This is a genomic window from Micromonospora sp. NPDC048169 (genome assembly GCF_040652815.1).
Taxonomy (GTDB): Bacteria; Actinomycetota; Actinomycetes; order Mycobacteriales; family Micromonosporaceae; genus Micromonospora.
The window spans coordinates 200547-214539 of the sequence record NZ_JBEZMS010000005.1 but is presented as its reverse complement, the minus strand read 5'-3'; the positions used below and the strand labels follow the sequence as shown (position 1 = coordinate 214539).

Annotated in this window: 15 protein-coding genes; 6 read left to right on the top strand and 9 right to left on the bottom strand. The window is 74.0% G+C overall.

Features of this window, described 5'->3' with window-relative positions; genetic code table 11:
• Nucleotides 1–34 precede the first annotated feature (34 nt).
• The 8 genes from AB0D28_RS07185 to AB0D28_RS07150 all read right to left on the bottom strand — a co-directional run bounded on the left by AB0D28_RS07185 (nt 35) and on the right by AB0D28_RS07150 (nt 7323).
• Nucleotides 35–661, bottom strand: coding sequence for a TetR/AcrR family transcriptional regulator (locus AB0D28_RS07185; RefSeq protein ID WP_357383161.1), 627 nt, complete (start codon nt 659–661; stop codon nt 35–37).
• 88 nt (nt 662–749) lie between these two features.
• Nucleotides 750–2021: an ABC transporter substrate-binding protein gene (locus tag AB0D28_RS07180; RefSeq protein WP_357383159.1), complete on the bottom strand. Its 1272-nt coding sequence runs from the start codon at nt 2019–2021 to the stop codon at nt 750–752.
• 50 nt (nt 2022–2071) lie between these two features.
• Nucleotides 2072–3217, bottom strand: coding sequence for a branched-chain amino acid ABC transporter permease (locus AB0D28_RS07175; protein ID WP_357383157.1), 1146 nt, complete (start codon nt 3215–3217; stop codon nt 2072–2074).
• On the bottom strand, nt 3214–4092 hold the full coding sequence (locus AB0D28_RS07170; protein WP_357383155.1) for a branched-chain amino acid ABC transporter permease: 879 nt from the start codon (nt 4090–4092) through the stop codon (nt 3214–3216). The genes AB0D28_RS07175 and AB0D28_RS07170 overlap by 4 nt, the downstream gene beginning before the upstream one ends.
• A 13-nt stretch (nt 4093–4105) precedes the next feature.
• The gene (locus AB0D28_RS07165) at nt 4106–4822 is read right to left on the bottom strand and encodes an ABC transporter ATP-binding protein (protein ID WP_357383153.1); all 717 of its coding nucleotides are present in this window, start codon (nt 4820–4822) and stop codon (nt 4106–4108) included.
• On the bottom strand, nt 4819–5631 hold the full coding sequence (locus AB0D28_RS07160; protein ID WP_357383151.1) for an ABC transporter ATP-binding protein: 813 nt from the start codon (nt 5629–5631) through the stop codon (nt 4819–4821). The genes AB0D28_RS07165 and AB0D28_RS07160 overlap by 4 nt, the downstream gene beginning before the upstream one ends.
• A 139-nt stretch (nt 5632–5770) precedes the next feature.
• A complete protein-coding gene (locus AB0D28_RS07155) occupies nt 5771–6976 on the bottom strand; it encodes a sigma-70 family RNA polymerase sigma factor (protein WP_357383149.1) in 1206 nt (401 codons plus the stop codon).
• The gene (locus tag AB0D28_RS07150) at nt 6973–7323 is read right to left on the bottom strand and encodes a YciI family protein (protein ID WP_064445706.1); all 351 of its coding nucleotides are present in this window, start codon (nt 7321–7323) and stop codon (nt 6973–6975) included. The genes AB0D28_RS07155 and AB0D28_RS07150 overlap by 4 nt, the downstream gene beginning before the upstream one ends.
• A gap of 59 nt (nt 7324–7382) precedes the next feature.
• On the opposite strand from AB0D28_RS07150, the gene AB0D28_RS07145 reads away from it, so the two are divergent.
• The 6 genes from AB0D28_RS07145 (at nt 7383) to AB0D28_RS07120 (ending at nt 12674) form a co-directional block, all read left to right on the top strand.
• Nucleotides 7383–8771 (top strand): NAD(P)/FAD-dependent oxidoreductase, encoded by a 1389-nt coding sequence (locus AB0D28_RS07145; protein ID WP_357383147.1) that lies wholly within the window; start codon nt 7383–7385, stop codon nt 8769–8771.
• Nucleotides 8772–8897: 126 nt separating this feature from the next.
• Nucleotides 8898–9644 carry a lysozyme gene (locus AB0D28_RS07140; RefSeq protein ID WP_357383145.1) on the top strand — a complete coding sequence of 249 codons (747 nt, stop codon included), beginning with the start codon at nt 8898–8900 and terminating at the stop codon, nt 9642–9644.
• Between the two features lie 88 nt (nt 9645–9732).
• Entirely contained in the window at nt 9733–10407 is a 675-nt protein-coding gene (locus tag AB0D28_RS07135; RefSeq protein ID WP_357383143.1) for a peptidoglycan recognition family protein, read from the top strand.
• 98 nt (nt 10408–10505) lie between these two features.
• Nucleotides 10506–10868, top strand: coding sequence for a metalloregulator ArsR/SmtB family transcription factor (locus AB0D28_RS07130; RefSeq protein ID WP_357383141.1), 363 nt, complete (start codon nt 10506–10508; stop codon nt 10866–10868).
• A complete protein-coding gene (locus AB0D28_RS07125; protein ID WP_357383139.1) occupies nt 10865–11506 on the top strand; it encodes an SRPBCC family protein in 642 nt (213 codons plus the stop codon). The genes AB0D28_RS07130 and AB0D28_RS07125 overlap by 4 nt, the downstream gene beginning before the upstream one ends.
• 658 nt (nt 11507–12164) lie before the next feature.
• Complete coding sequence (locus tag AB0D28_RS07120) at nt 12165–12674, top strand: NUDIX domain-containing protein (RefSeq protein WP_357383137.1); 510 nt, start codon at nt 12165–12167, stop codon at nt 12672–12674.
• Between the two features lie 45 nt (nt 12675–12719).
• Here AB0D28_RS07120 and AB0D28_RS07115 read toward each other — a convergent pair whose 3' ends face one another.
• Nucleotides 12720–13886 carry an LLM class flavin-dependent oxidoreductase gene (locus AB0D28_RS07115; protein WP_357383135.1) on the bottom strand — a complete coding sequence of 389 codons (1167 nt, stop codon included), beginning with the start codon at nt 13884–13886 and terminating at the stop codon, nt 12720–12722.
• Between the last annotated feature and the right edge of the window lie 107 nt (nt 13887–13993).

The window sequence follows — 13993 nt, the reverse complement described above, 5'->3', positions numbered from 1 at the left end:
AGCCGGGACCGTCAGCGCAGGCCGGCGCGAGCGCTCAGCGCAGGCCGGCGGCGATCGCGTCGACCAGCAGCGCGCCGAGCGTACGGGCCATCACGGCGCGGGCGGCGTCGACGTCGAGCCCCATCGAGTCGCGCATCATCGACCAGGCCGACCAGGTGCCGGCCACGGTGAGCGCGTCGAGCAACTGTTCCCGGCCCGGCCCGGCCTGCGCCAGCTCGGGGGCGAACACCGACTCGATCTCCTGCCGGACGCGGGCGACGGCCGCCTCCCGGTTGCGGCGCAACTGCGGGGAGAACGGCTCCCGCAGCGCCGACGCGCGGGCCGAGGGCGCCAGCACCTCCAGCAGCCGGGCGCGCTGGTCGCAGAACGCGGCGATCCGGGCGGTCAGCGGCAGCTCCGGCGGCACCGGCCGCCAGAGTGCGGCCTGCCGCTCGCCGACCCGCCGCCCGGTCGCGGCGAACAGCGTCTCCATGTCCTTGAAGTTGGTCCAGAGCGTGCGCAGCGACACCCCGGCCCGCTCGGCGATCCGTTCCCCGGTGGGCCGCAGGTCACCGGAGTCGATCAGGGCCAGGTGCGCCTCCACGATCGCCGCCCGGGTGCGCTCGGCCCGCGCCGCGCGGCCGTCCACCCGCTCCGGCGGGTCGGCCTCCACCTCGATCATGGGTACGGATCTCCTGTGCTCGGGTACCGGCGGCCACTCTACGTGCGTGCCGCCGGGCGACCGGCACCCGGCCGCCCGGCGGTACGCCTCACGCGGTGGGCACCGCGTCGGCGGGCGGAGCGGTCGGCGGTTCGGTGAACTCGGTGACCGCCCCGGCACCGTCGTCCGTGGTGTAGGCGGGACCGAAGTACTCCTGCACACCGTTGCTCACCTTGGTGAGCCGGACACCGCCGTAGCCGGCGTGCACGCCGTCGGCGTACCGGAAGGGGACCAGGCCGGGGCCGCGGAAGCCGCCCTTGCGCACGGCCTCGACCAGCTTCTCCCGGGTGGGGTCGGGCCCGGCGGCCAGCATCGCCTGGACGAACGTGTACGCCATCGAGTAGCCGTAGATCGCGTTGCCGTCGACCGGGTTACCCGCGTTGTACCTCTGGTGGATCTTGGTGAACTCCTGGATCCACGGGTTGGCGGTGTCGGCCACGTTCGGCAGGTAGTTGTCGGCGACCATGCCCTCGAGGATCACCTTCTTGTCGCCGAGCTGGGCGGCCAGCGTGGTGTAGTCGGCGCCCACGTTGGAGACCACCCACTGCGCCTTGAAGCCCTGCCCGGCGGCCTGGCCCATGGCGAGCGCGGTGAAGCCGGGGATGGTCGCCGCGATCACCACCTGGCAGCCGGCCGCGCGCAGCGCCCCGATGGCCGGGCCGACCTGCTGGTTGGTGGTGGTGTACGTCTGCTTCGCCGTCACCGGGCCGAGGATCTGCTCCACCCCGACGAGCGAGTCCCGCCCGAAGTCGTCGTTCTGCCCGAAGTGGCAGACCTTCGCGCCGGGGAACTCGCGCTTGACGTAGGCGGCGAGGATCTTGCCCTCGACCGTGTAGTCGGGCTGCCAGCCGAACGTCGTCGGATACTTGTCCGGCTGGTTCCAGTTGCGGCTGCCGGAGGCGACGAACAGGTCCGGCACCTTCTGCGTCTTGACGAACTCCAGCACGTTCGTGTGCGTCGGCGTGCCCAGGCCGCCGAGCAGCGCGAAGACCTTGTCGTCGAGCACCAGCTTGCGGACGACGTTCTCGGTGCTGGCCGGGTTGTAGCCGTCGTCCATGACCTTGTAGACGATCTTCCGGCCGTGCACCCCGCCCTTGCTGTTGACGTGCTCGAAGTACGCCTTGGTGGCGGCGGAGATCTTCGAGTAGCCGGGCGCGGCCGGTCCGGTGAGCGGTTGGTGGGTGCCGATGACGACCTCGGTGTCGGTGACGCCGGGGACGTTCTCGGCGGCCTGCTTCTCGTCGTCGGCGCAGGCGGGCAACGCGGCCAGCAGGGCCAGGCCTGCGGCGGCCGCGAGAACGCGACGGGTGGTGGGGCGCATGGTTCTCCAATCCGGTGCGGCGGTGCGAACGGTGGGTGGAACCGGTGAGGTCAGCGGTCCGGCGACCGGTGGGGGGCCCGGCGGCGGCGCAGCGCGGCGCGCAGCCGGGCGCGGGCGGCGCGGACGCCACCGGCGATGCCGCCCGGCGCGGCGAGCATGACGACGATGAGGACCAGGCCGAACACTGCGAGCGCGAGGTTGCCCTCCAGCCGCTGGGCCAGGCCGGCGGAGAGGCTGAGATGTTCGGTGAGCAGGCCGGGCAGATCCTGGAGCGCGACCAGCAGCACCGCTCCCCAGACCGCGCCGGCCAGGCTGCCCAGCCCGCCGATCACGATGGCCATGAGCAGGAAGAGCGAGAGGTCCAGCGGGAACTTGCCGGGCGCTACGGTGGCGGTGATCATGGCGTACGCGCCGCCGCCCAGACCGGCGCAGGCGGCGCTGACCACGAACGCGAGCACCTGCGTGCGGGCCACCGGGATGCCGGCGAGCCGGGCCGCGACCTCGTCGTCGCGTACCGCCCGCAGGGACCGGCCGAAGCGGCTGCGCACCAGGTTGGCCAGCAGCAGCATGGTGAGCAGCGCGGCGGCCAGCGCGATCCAGGCCAGCCAGCGTTCCGGCTGGAAGTAGGCGCCGAGCGCCGCCGGTGGCGTCTGCGCCGGGAACGGCAGGCCCTGTTCGCCGTTGAACACGCCGGTGAAGATCGTGGTGACCGCCGGGACGAGCGTCGCCACGGCCAGCGTGACGCCGGCCAGGTAGGGGCCGCGCAGCCGGGCCGCGGCCAGCCCGATCACCAGCCCGCCGAGCGCGGTCACCGCGACGGCCACGAGCAGCGACGCGGGCAGCGTCCACCAGCCGGACACGGCCCGCTCGTCCAGGGCCCGCTGGGTCAGCGCCACCGTGTAGGCGCCGGTGGCCATCAGCGCGCCGTGCCCGAGCGAGAGCTGGCCGTTGAGCCCGACCAGCACGGTGTGCCCGGCGGTGACGCAGAGGAACGCGCAGACGCGCGCCACCTGGAGGTTCTGGTACGGCGCGAGCTGGTTGGTGACCAGCACGACGAGCGTGCCGGCGAACACGGCCAGCGCCAGGTGACGCAGCAGCGTGGAGCCGCGCGCCTCGCGTCCGGCCGGTGCGCCGGGGAGCAGCCGCCGCAGCGGGGACGGTGCCGCGGGCGCGATCTCGGTGGGGGTGGTCGTCACACGTGCCTCGCTCTCGCCGCGGAGAAGAGCCCGCCGGGGCGGACCAGCAGGACTGCCAGCAGCAGCACCAGGACGGCCAGCGGGGTGGTGTCCGGTCCGAGGTAGCCGGTGACGTAGGACAGGATCAGCCCGACCAGCAGGCCGCCGACCACCGCGCCGACCGGGCTGTCCAGGCCGCCGACCACGGCGGCGGTGAACGCGACCACGAAGACCAGGTCCATGGCGTGCGAGTGCAGTCCGAGTCCGGTGGGGACGACGAGCATGCCGGCCAGCGCGCCCACCCCGGCCGCGAGCGCCCAGCCGAGCGTGAGCATCCGGCCGACGCTGACGCCGAGCAGCCGGGACACCTCGGGCGCGAACGCGGCGGCCCGCATCCGCAACCCGACCGGGGTACGGGTGAACAGCAGCGCGAGCGACGCCACCACCGTCAACGCCGCGCCGAGCACCCACAGGTCGTACGGGGACAGCGCGGCCACCCCGCCGATGGTGAGCGCGTCGGTGTCGAAGGGCGCCGGGGCGGGCCGGTAGTCGTTGCCGAAGACCATGCCGAGTACCGCCTGGATGACCAGCACCAGCCCGAGCGCGACGATCACCTGGTTCAGTGGCCCGCCCGGCCCGGCGAACCGCATCAGCAGCCGCTCCACCAGCGCGCCCAGGGCCAGCCCGGACAGGATCGCCGCGGCCAGGCCCAGCCAGTACGAGCCGGTGGCGGAGACGACCGCGTACCCGATGTAGGCGGTGGCCACCGCCATCGCGCCCTGGGCGAAGTTGACCACCCGGGCGGCCCGCCAGATGAGCACCAGCGCGAGCGCGAACGCCGCGTAGACCGCCCCGGTGGCGAGCCCGTCGAAGGTGAGGAACCAGAACCGCTGCATCCGCCACCCCTTCCTAGAATCCGAGGTACGCGTGCCGGAGCTGGTCGTCGTCGCGCAGCCGGGCGGCCGGCGCGGCAGTCACCACCCGCCCGAGCGACATCACGATGCCCTGGTCGGCGACGGACAGCGCGGAACGCACGTTCTGCTCGACGAGCAGCACGGTGAGCCCGCGTTCGTCGCGCAGCCGCCGTAGCAGCGCCATGATCTGCGCGGTGACCTTCGGCGCCAGCCCGAGCGACGGCTCGTCGAGCAGCAGCAGCCGGGGTCGCGCGATCAGCGCCCGGCCGATCGCGAGCATCTGCCGTTCCCCGCCGGAGAGCTGGTGCCCGGCGTGGTCGCGGCGGCGGGCCAGGGCGGGGAACAGCTCGTACACCTCGTCCTGCGCGCGCCGGGCGTCGGCCCGGTCGCGCCGCCACAGCCCGCCGAGGCGCAGGTTCTCCGCCACTGTGAGCTCGGTGACGACGCCGCGTCCCTCCGGCACGTGCGCCAGGCCGCGCCGGACCAGGTGTTCCACCCGGACACCACGCAGGTCCTCCCCCGCGTACCGGACCCGGCCGCCGGTGGGCCGCAGCAGACCCGAGAGGGTACGCAGCAACGTGGTCTTGCCCGCGCCGTTGGCGCCCAGCACGGCGGTGACCGTGCCGGCCGGAACGGCGAACGCCACGTCGCGCAGCACCGGCACCGGGCCGTAGCCGCAGCTGAGCGCCTCCACCTCCAGCACGGCGGTCACGTCGTGCTCCCCTCGGCCGGCACGTCGGCCCCGAGGTACGCCTCGGTGACCCGCGGGTCGTCGCGGATGCTCTCCGGGTCACCGGCGGCGATCACCTTGCCGAAGTCGAGCACCACCAGCTCGTGGCAGACGGACATGACCAGGTCCATGTGGTGCTCGACGAGCAGCACGGCACAGCCGTCGTCGCGTCCGGGCAGCGCGCGGACCAGGTCGGCCAGTTCGGCCACGTCGTCGGCGCCGAGGCCGCCGGCCGGTTCGTCGAGCAGCAGCAGCCGGGGCCGGGCGATCAGCGCGCGGGCCAGCGCGACGCGCTTGCGCACCGGGTACGGCAGGGTGGCCGGGGCGGCGTCGGCGTACTTCTCGATGCCCAGCTCGGCGAGCAGGTCCATGGCCAGGGCGCGCAGCCGGCGCTCGTCCCGGTCGCTGCGAGGCAGGCCGAACAGGGCGGCGGCGAACCCGGCGCGGGCGGTGTGGCTGGCTCCGGCGACCACGTTCTCCAGCACGGTCAGGCCGGCGAACAGGCCGACGCCCTGGAGTGTGCGGGCGATGCCGAGGCGGGTGAGGGCGTGCGGGCGGGGCCGGAACGGCCTGCCGTCCAGTGTGAGCGATCCGCCGGTCGGCCGGACGAACCCGCAGACCACGTTGAACAGCGTGGTCTTGCCGGCGCCGTTGGGCCCGATCACGCCGACGACCCGGCCGGGCGGCACCCGCAGCGAGACGTCGTCGAGGGCGGTCAGGCCGCCGAAGCGGACGCCGACGCGGTGCAGCGCCAGGCCCTGATCGTCGGTGGCTGTGCCCGGTGGGCTCATCGTCACCTCGTGGCGGTCGACGGAGCGCGGAAAACTAATTACACCGGGAGTGTACTTTTCTCTGCCGCCGCGTCAATGCCTTGATGATCACGGGCCTCACGTGCCCACTTCGCGCCTCCTACGTGCACTGTCGGTGCGATCATCCCGCCATGCGGTCGCGGGCACGCCGCAGGAACGTCTGTTCCGCCGCGTTGCCGGTGCCGGCGATCGCCGCGTCGTACGCGGCCCGCGCCCGCGCCGGACGGTCCAGCCGGCGCAGCAGGTCGGCCCGGATCGCGTGCCACACGTGGTAGCCGGCCAGGTCCAGGCGTTCCACTTCGGCCAGTCCGGCCGCCGCCCCGCGTACCTCGGCCAGCGCGACCGCCCGGTTCAGCGCCACCACCGGCCCGGGCGCGACGGCGGCCAGCTGGTCGTAGAGCGCGAGGATCTGCCGCCAGTCGGTGTCGGCGGCGGCGGGCGCGTCGGCGTGCACGGCGCCGATCGCGGCCTGGATCTGGTACGGGCCGGGCCGGTTCCGGCGCAGGCAGCGGCGGACCAGCTCCTGCCCTTCGGCGATCAGCTCCCGGTCCCACCGGCCGCGCTCCTGCTCGGCCAGCGACACCGGCACGCCGTCCGGGCCGGTCCGGGCGTCGCGGCGGGCCTCGGTGAGCAGCATCAGCGCGAGCAGGCCGAGCGCCTCCGGCTCGTCCGGCATGAGCGTGACCAGCAGCCGGCCCAGCCGGATCGCCTCGGCACCCAGCTCGGCGCGGCCCAGACGGTCCCCCGCGCTCGCCGTGTGCCCCTCGTTGAAGATCAGGTACACCACCGCGAGCACCCCGCGCAGCCGGTCCGGCAGGTCCGCGTCGCGCGGCACCCGGTACGGGATGCCGGCGTCGCGGATCTTCGCCTTGGCCCGGACCAGGCGCTGGGCCATCGTCGGCTCCGGCACCAGGAAGGCCCGCGCGATCTCGGCGGTGCTCAGGCCGCCGAGCAGGCGCAGCGTCAACGCCACCCGGGCGCCGGTGCCGAGCGCCGGGTGACAGCAGGTGAAGATCAGGCGCAGGCGGTCGTCGGGCACGGGCCCCTCCTCGGCGGGCGGGTCGGCGGCGTGCAACAGGGCGGCCTCGGCGTGCCGGGCGGCCCGGGTCGCCTCACGGCGCAACCTGTCGATCGCCCGGTTCCGGGCGGTGGTGATGATCCAGCCGGCCGGGCTGGCCGGCGGGCCGTCGGCGGCCCAGCGCGTCACCGCGATGGTGAACGCCTCCTGGACCGCCTCCTCGGCGAGGTCGATGTCGCCGAGGAGGCGGACCAGGACGGCTACCGCGCGGCCGTACTCGGCCCGGAAGACCCGTTCGACAGCGGTCATCCCTCGCCCTGGAACGGGCGGACCTCGATCGGCAGCGTGGTGGCGAGGGCGTAGCGGCGGCCCCAGTCCAGCGCGGCGTCCAGGTCGGGCGCCCGGATGATGGTGACGCCGCCCAGGTACTCCTTGCCCTCGGCGAACGGCCCGTCGGTCACCAGCACCTCGTCACCGGCCGGGCGCAGCACGGTGGCGGTCTGCGGGTCGTGCAGGCCGTTGCCGAACACCCAGCAGCCCGCCTCCCGCAGGTCCCGGCCGATGGCCTCGACCTCGCGCATCACCCCGGCCAGGAACTCCGGGTCCGGACGGCCCTGGCCGGCCGGCTGGTACATGCTGATCAGGTACTGCTTCATCGGTGTCTCCTCACCGCCGGGGACGGCCCCGCGCCGCCCCTTCACCCTCCACACGAACGGTGGGCGCCGGTTTCGACACGCCGGGCCGGGTGAATCCGGCCGGGAGCGGGGTACGCCGTCGCGTGCGCCGCCACCGGGTCGTCGTCGTGGGCGCCGGGTTCTCCGGCCTGGCCTGCGCGCTCGCCCTGGACGCCGCAGGCGCCGAGGTACGGGTGCTGGAGGCCCGGGACCGGGTGGGCGGACGGACGCTCAGCCGCCCGCTGCCCGGCGGCGGCTGGCTGGATCTCGGCGCGCAGTGGATCGGCCCGACCCAGGAGCGGATGTACGCGCTCGTCGCCGCGTACGGCCTGACCACGTTCCCCTCCCCCACGCGGGGCGCGGCGACGCTGCTGCTCGGCGGACGCCCGGCCACCGGCGAGCCACCGGGGCTGTCCGCGCTGCTTGACACGCTCGACGAGATGGCGGCCGGGCTCGACCCGGCCGCGCCGTGGCGGGCGGACGAGGCGGCCCGGTGGGACCGGATCACGTTCGGCGGCTGGCTCGACGCGAGCGCGGCCGACCCGGCCACCGCCGGGTACGCCGCACGGATGCTCGCCGGTGGGCTGCTGGCCGCCTCGGCGGACGAGGTCTCGCTGCTGCACATGCTGTTCTACCTGCGCAGCGGCGGCGGCACCCGTTCACTGTTGCGCATGGCCGGTGGCGCCCAGCAGGACCGCGTGGCAGGTGGTCCGGCCGCGCTGGCCGAGCGGATGGCCGCCGCGCTGCCGCCGGGGAGCCTGTGCCTGCGCGCCCCGGTGGACGGCGTCGCGCAGGACGGCGACGGCGTGCGGGTGCGCTCCGGCGGCGAGACTCACCGCGGCGACGCCGTGGTGGTCGCGCTGGCACCGACGCTGGCCGGGCGCATCCGGTACGACCCGCCGGTGCCGCCGCTGCGCGACGGGCTGACCCAGCGGATGCCGATGGGCGTGGCGCTCAAGGTGCACGCGCTCTACCCGGAGCCGTTCTGGCGGGCCGACGGCCGATCCGGCGTGTCCAGCACCGACACCGGGCCGCTCACCGAGACGGTGGACAACTCGCTGCCGGGAGCGCCGGGCGGGGTGCTCACCGCGTTCAGCTACGGCGCACAGGCCCGGGCGCTGCGCCGGCTAGCTGAGGACGCGCGCCGGGACGCGCTGTGCGACGCGCTCGCCGCGATCTTCGGCCCGGCCGCCGCGCGCCCCGACGACCTCGTCGAGTACGACTGGTCGGCAGACGAGTGGACGCGCGGCTGCTTCTGCGGCGTCCTGCCACCCGGCGCGTGGTGCGCGTACGGCCCGGAACTGCGCACGCCCGTGGGCCGGGTGCACTGGGCCGGCACCGAGACCGCGACCCGGTGGAGCGGCTACCTGGAGGGCGCGGTGACCGCCGGCGAGCGCGCCGCCACCGAGGCGCTCGCCCAGCTCGGCTGAGCGCCCTATTCAGTGAAATTCTTCGATGCAATCTATTGAAAAGTTTCTCCGCCCTGTGCCCTAATGACGACAGTTCCCTTCGTCATACTCCCGCCGCCGGAGCGCGGCAACCCCCAGGGAGGACAGATGCACAGATCGATCCGATCGGCGCTGCGCGTGGCCGGAGCCGCGCTGCTCGCCACCGTCACCGTCGCCGCGGCGGCCCTGTCCGGGACGGCTCCCGCCTCCGCCGCCCCGGCCGGACTACCCGGCATGGACGTCTCCAGCTACCAGGGCAACGTGAACTGGTCCGGGGCGTGGGCCAACGGCGCCCGGTTCGCCTACGTCAAGGCGACCGAGGGCACGTACTACACCAACCCGTACTTCGCCCAGCAGTACAACGGCTCGTACAACGTCGGGATGATCCGCGGCTCGTACCACTTCGCCCGCCCCGACACCACCAGCGGCGCCACCCAGGCCAACTACTTCGTCGACCACGGCGGCGGCTGGTCGAAGGACGGCCGGACGCTGCCCGGCGCGCTGGACATCGAGTACAACCCCTACGGCGCGACCTGCTACGGCCTGAGCCAGGCGTCGATGCGCAGCTGGATCGCCTCGTTCGTCAACCAGTACTACGCCCGCACCGGCCGGTGGGCCACCATCTACACGACCACCGACTGGTGGAGCACCTGCACCGGCAACACCTCGCAGTTCGCCGCAAACAACCCACTGTGGATCGCCCGCTACGCAAGCAGCGTCGGCACGCTGCCGGCGGGCTGGGGCACGTACTCGTTCTGGCAGTGGTCCTCCTCCGGGATCTTCCCCGGTGACCAGAACGTCTGGAACGGCTCACTCGACCGGCTGCGCGTGCTGGCCTGCAACGGACCCTGCTGAGCCCGGCCCGGGCGTGGCGGGCGGTGCCGGTCCCGCCACGCCCGGCGTACCGGAAGATCCGGCGCTCCCCTTCCGCGAGGAGGTTGCGATGTCCGTTCCCGTACCCCGGCGGACCGTGCTGCGCGGCGCGGTCCTGCTCGGCGCCGCCGCCGGCGTCGGCGCGCTGACCCAGATCGGCGCCGGTCCCGGCGCGCGGGCCGCCGCCACCCGGGTCGACCAGCCGACCATCGCCAACTGCGCGACCTGGGGCGCCCGCCCGCCCTCGTCGCCGGTGAGCGTGGTGTCGAGCCGGCCCAACAAGATCATCGTCCATCACACGGCGTTCCCGAACACCACCGACTACAGCCTGGCGCAGGCGTACCGGAACTCCCGCGACATCCAGGACCTGCACATGGACGGCAACGGCTGGCTCGACTCCGGGCAGCACTTCACAAACAGCCGGGGCGGCTACCTGACCGAGGGCCGGCACGGCAGCCTCTACGCGCTGCTGCACGGCCAGACCATGGTGCAGGGCGCGCACTGCGTCGGGCAGAACAGCCAGGCCATCGGCATCGAGAACGACGGCATCTACGTGGACGTGCAGCCGCCGCAGGCGCTCTGGAACAGCCTCGTCACGTTCTGCGCGTTCACCTGCCAGCAGTACGGCATCGCGCCCACCGAGATCTACGGGCACAAGGACTTCAACAACACGCAGTGCCCGGGGCTGCTGCACGACCGCCTCCCCGAGCTGCGCCGTACCGTCGCCGCTCGTCTCGGCGGCTGACCACGGGGGTACGCGGGGCGCCCGGGTGCGACGGGCGCCCCGCGTAGCCTGCTGCGTCAGTCCTGGCTTATATAAGCCTCTCCTGATATACATGGGTCGTGCACGCCTTCGACGTCCTCGGCGACCCGGTCCGCCGCCGGATCCTGGAGCTGCTCGCCGACGGCGAACAGCCCGCCGGCACGCTCGGCGAGACCGTGCGGCGCGAGTTCGGCATCAGCCAGCCCGCCGTCTCCCAGCACCTCAAGGTGCTGCGCGAACACGGCTTCACCACAGTGCGCGCCGAGGGCACCCGCCGCCTCTACGCCGTGGACCCCGCCCCGCTGCGCGACATCGACGCGTGGCTGGACGGGTTCCGCCGCTTCTGGACGCCGCCGCTGACGGCGCTCGCCACCGAGCTGGCCCGGGGCCGCCGCGAACGACGGCTGCGCGAGGACACCACCGACGAGAGGACCGACCCATGATGGACGTGACCGGACAGATCAGCGCCGTCGAGCGCCGCATCGGCGACCGTACGCTGCCCGCCGGGCAGGCGCGGGTGCTCACCATCGCCCAGACGTACGACGCACCGGTGGCCGACGTCTTCGACGCCTGCACCAATCCGGAACGGATACCCCGCTGGTTCCTGCCGATCTCCGGCGACCTGAGCCTCGGCGGCCGGTACCAGCTGGAGGGCAACGCCGGTGGCGTCGTCGAACGCTGCGACCCGCCGCACGGCTTCGCCGCCACCTGGGAGTTCGGCGGCGAGGTGAGCTGGATCGAGGTACGGCTGCGCGAAGCCGGCCCGGGGCGTACCCGGTTCGAGTTGGAACACGTCGCGCACGTCGACGACGACCGGTGGGCCGAGTACGGTCCGGGCGCGGTTGGCATCGGCTGGGACCTGGCGCTGCTCGGCCTGGCCTCCCACTTCGCCGCCGACGGCACGGGCGTCGACCCGGCCGCCGCGGCCGAGTGGATGGCCTCGCCCGACGGCCTGCGTTTCATCGCCGAGTCCAGCAGCGGCTGGACAGCGGCAAGCGTCGAGGCCGGTACCCCGGCCGAGGAGGCCCGAGCCGCGGCCGCCCGGGTCCAGGCCTTCTACACCGGCACCCCCACTCCCTGACGCCCTCCGGGTCACCCCCTCCTCGCCGATCTTGCACTTTGAGCCCTTTCGGTGTCCGCTCCGCGCGGATTGCCGGGCACCAAAGTGCAAGATCGGCGGAGGTGGTGGGGAGTTGGTGTTCACCCCGGGGCTCGGGCTGTTCGGGTCCGGCTTGCTGAGGTCGGCGGCCTCTCCGGTGGCACCGGTCGCGTCCCGCTGACCGAGTGCGCTCGCCCCAGTCCGGCGTGCTCGGCTCGTTGCCCCACCGCATTCGCGTCCCATGACACGCTTCACCGGTCGCCCTCGCCGGGGTTTTTAAGATCTTGGTAGGAAACGGCCCCCATAAGGGCCCTTTCCTGCCAAGATCTACCCGCGTCCCGGGATGCGGAACGGGCTTCTCTCGATGTGGAGTGTCGCGCTCCACAGGGGCAGGAAGCGGGGCTCCGGGCCAGCCGTGGCGACGGGCGACGCGCGCGGCGAGCCAGCGAGCCAGCGAGGCCGGTGCGGTGCGGCCGGTGCGGCGAGGGTGCCTGCGGTGGAGTCGGCCAGCGGTGACATCCACGGTGGCGGACTTGCGGCAACCTGCTCGGGTTCGCCCTGATGGAGGCACGCGCCCAGCTCGCCGGTCGAGGGGGCGAGGCCTGACCTCCGGGGGCGGGTGCGGGTAACGTGCTGCGGCGTGACCGCGTACTCGCACTGCTCGTTCTGCGGCGCGGCCTACCCGGCGGGCGCCGGGTGGCCGCGCGTCTGTCCGTCCTGCGGCGAGACGGTGTGGCGCAATCCGCTGCCGGTGGCGGTGGCGGTGCTGCCGGTACGCACGCCGGACGGGCTCGGCGTGGTGGTGGTACGCCGCGACATCGAACCGGCGCGTGGGCAGCTCGCGCTGCCGGGCGGCTTCATCGAGTACGGCGAGGAGTGGTCCGAGGCGCTCGTGCGTGAGCTGCGGGAGGAGACCGGGCTGCTGGCCGAGGCCGGCGAGGCGCGGCTGTTCGCGGTGCACGGCGCACCGGCGGGCGGCGCCATGATGGTCTTCGGCGTGCTGCCCGAACGGCCGGCCGGCGACCTGCCGCCGTCCGCGCCCACCGAGGAGGCCACCGAGTGGCTGGTGCTGACCGAGCCGGTCGAGCTGGCCTTCTCCACGCACACCCGGGTGCTGGCCGACTTCCTCGCCGGTCAACGCCCGCTCTGACCGGAACCCGGGCCGCCGGACGGACCGGCGGCCACCCTGGCGCGGTCAGCCGCGGGCCGGGACCGGCTGGGGTGAGAACGGCACGGCGGCCGGCACCTCGATCTCCGGCTCACCGGCCGGGTGCCGCCACAGCCCGCGCCGCCGCAGGATCGGCAGCACGCCCTCGCCGAACCAGTACGCCTCCTCCAGGTGCGGGTGGCCGGAGAGGATGAACTCGTCCAGGCCGAGCGCGTGGTACTCGGCGATCCGGTCGGCGACCTCGGTGTGACTGCCGACGAGTGCGGTGCCCGCGCCGCCGCGGACCAGCCCGAATCCGGCCCACAGGTTCGGCGAGACCTCCAGCCCGTCGCGGGAGCCGCCGTGCAGGTCGAGCATCCGCCGCTGCCCCTCGGACTCGCTGCGCCGCAGCCCCTCCTGCACCGCGCGCACGTCGGCCTCGGGGATGCCGTCGAGCAGCTTGCGCGCCTGGGCCCACGCCTCCTCGGCGGTGTCGCGGCTGATCACGTGCAGCCGGATGCCGTACCGCAGTTCGCGACCGGCCTCGGCGGCGAGCCCGCGGATCCAGTCCAGCTTGCCGGCCACCTGCGCGGGCGGTTCGCCCCAGGTCAGGTACACGTCGCTGTGCCGTACCGCCACCGGCCCGGCCGCGCCGGACGACCCGCCGAAGTAGACGGGCGGCACCGGGTCGGGCACCCGGCTGAGCCGGGCGCCCTCGACCCGCACGTGGGCGCCGTCGTGGTCGACCGTCTCACCGCGCCACAGCGCGCGCACCACGTGCAGGGACTCGTCGGTACGCGCGTAGCGGGCGTCCTTGTCCAGGAAGTCGCCGTACGCGCGCTGCTCGGCGGACTCGCCGCCGGTGACCACGTTGAGCAGCAGCCGCCCGCCGGACAGGCGCTGGAAGGTGGACGCCATCTGCGCGGCGAGGGTGGGTGAGAGCAGGCCGGGCCGGAACGCGACGAGGAACTTCAGCCGCTCGGTCACCTCGGTGAGCATGGCGGTGGTCAGCCAGGCGTCCTCGCACCAGGCGCCGGTGGGGGTGAGCGCCCCGGCGAAGCCGAGCTGCTCGGCGGTGCGGGCGATCTGCCCCAGGTACGCGACGCTCGCGGGTCGCGCGCCGCCGGCGGTGCCGACCGGTACGCCGTGGCCGCCGCCCACGATGTCCCGGCTGTCGCCGTAGGTCGGCAGGAACCAGTGGAAGCTGAGCGACATGGTGTACCTCCGGTGCGCGGGTCGGACGGGCCCCTCCTGAGTGGTGGGACGACCACGCCGACACCCTACCCATAAAACCTATCGGGTTGGTAGGTTGCTGTCGCCCG

Excerpts from the sequence above, each read along its gene's own strand:
- AB0D28_RS07185 (WP_357383161.1), bottom strand. The coding sequence starts at position 661 with ATGATCGAGGTGGAGGCCGACCCGCCGGAGCGGGTGGACGGCCGCGCG.
- AB0D28_RS07180 (WP_357383159.1), bottom strand. The coding sequence starts at position 2,021 with ATGCGCCCCACCACCCGTCGCGTTCTCGCGGCCGCCGCAGGCCTGGCC.
- AB0D28_RS07170 (WP_357383155.1), bottom strand. The coding sequence starts at position 4,092 with ATGCAGCGGTTCTGGTTCCTCACCTTCGACGGGCTCGCCACCGGGGCG.
- AB0D28_RS07160 (WP_357383151.1), bottom strand. The coding sequence starts at position 5,631 with ATGAGCCCACCGGGCACAGCCACCGACGATCAGGGCCTGGCGCTGCAC.
- AB0D28_RS07155 (WP_357383149.1), bottom strand. The coding sequence starts at position 6,976 with ATGACCGCTGTCGAACGGGTCTTCCGGGCCGAGTACGGCCGCGCGGTA.
- AB0D28_RS07150 (WP_064445706.1), bottom strand. The coding sequence starts at position 7,323 with ATGAAGCAGTACCTGATCAGCATGTACCAGCCGGCCGGCCAGGGCCGT.
- AB0D28_RS07140 (WP_357383145.1), top strand. The coding sequence starts at position 8,898 with ATGCACAGATCGATCCGATCGGCGCTGCGCGTGGCCGGAGCCGCGCTG.
- AB0D28_RS07135 (WP_357383143.1), top strand. The coding sequence starts at position 9,733 with ATGTCCGTTCCCGTACCCCGGCGGACCGTGCTGCGCGGCGCGGTCCTG.
- AB0D28_RS07125 (WP_357383139.1), top strand. The coding sequence starts at position 10,865 with ATGATGGACGTGACCGGACAGATCAGCGCCGTCGAGCGCCGCATCGGC.
- AB0D28_RS07115 (WP_357383135.1), bottom strand. The coding sequence starts at position 13,886 with ATGTCGCTCAGCTTCCACTGGTTCCTGCCGACCTACGGCGACAGCCGG.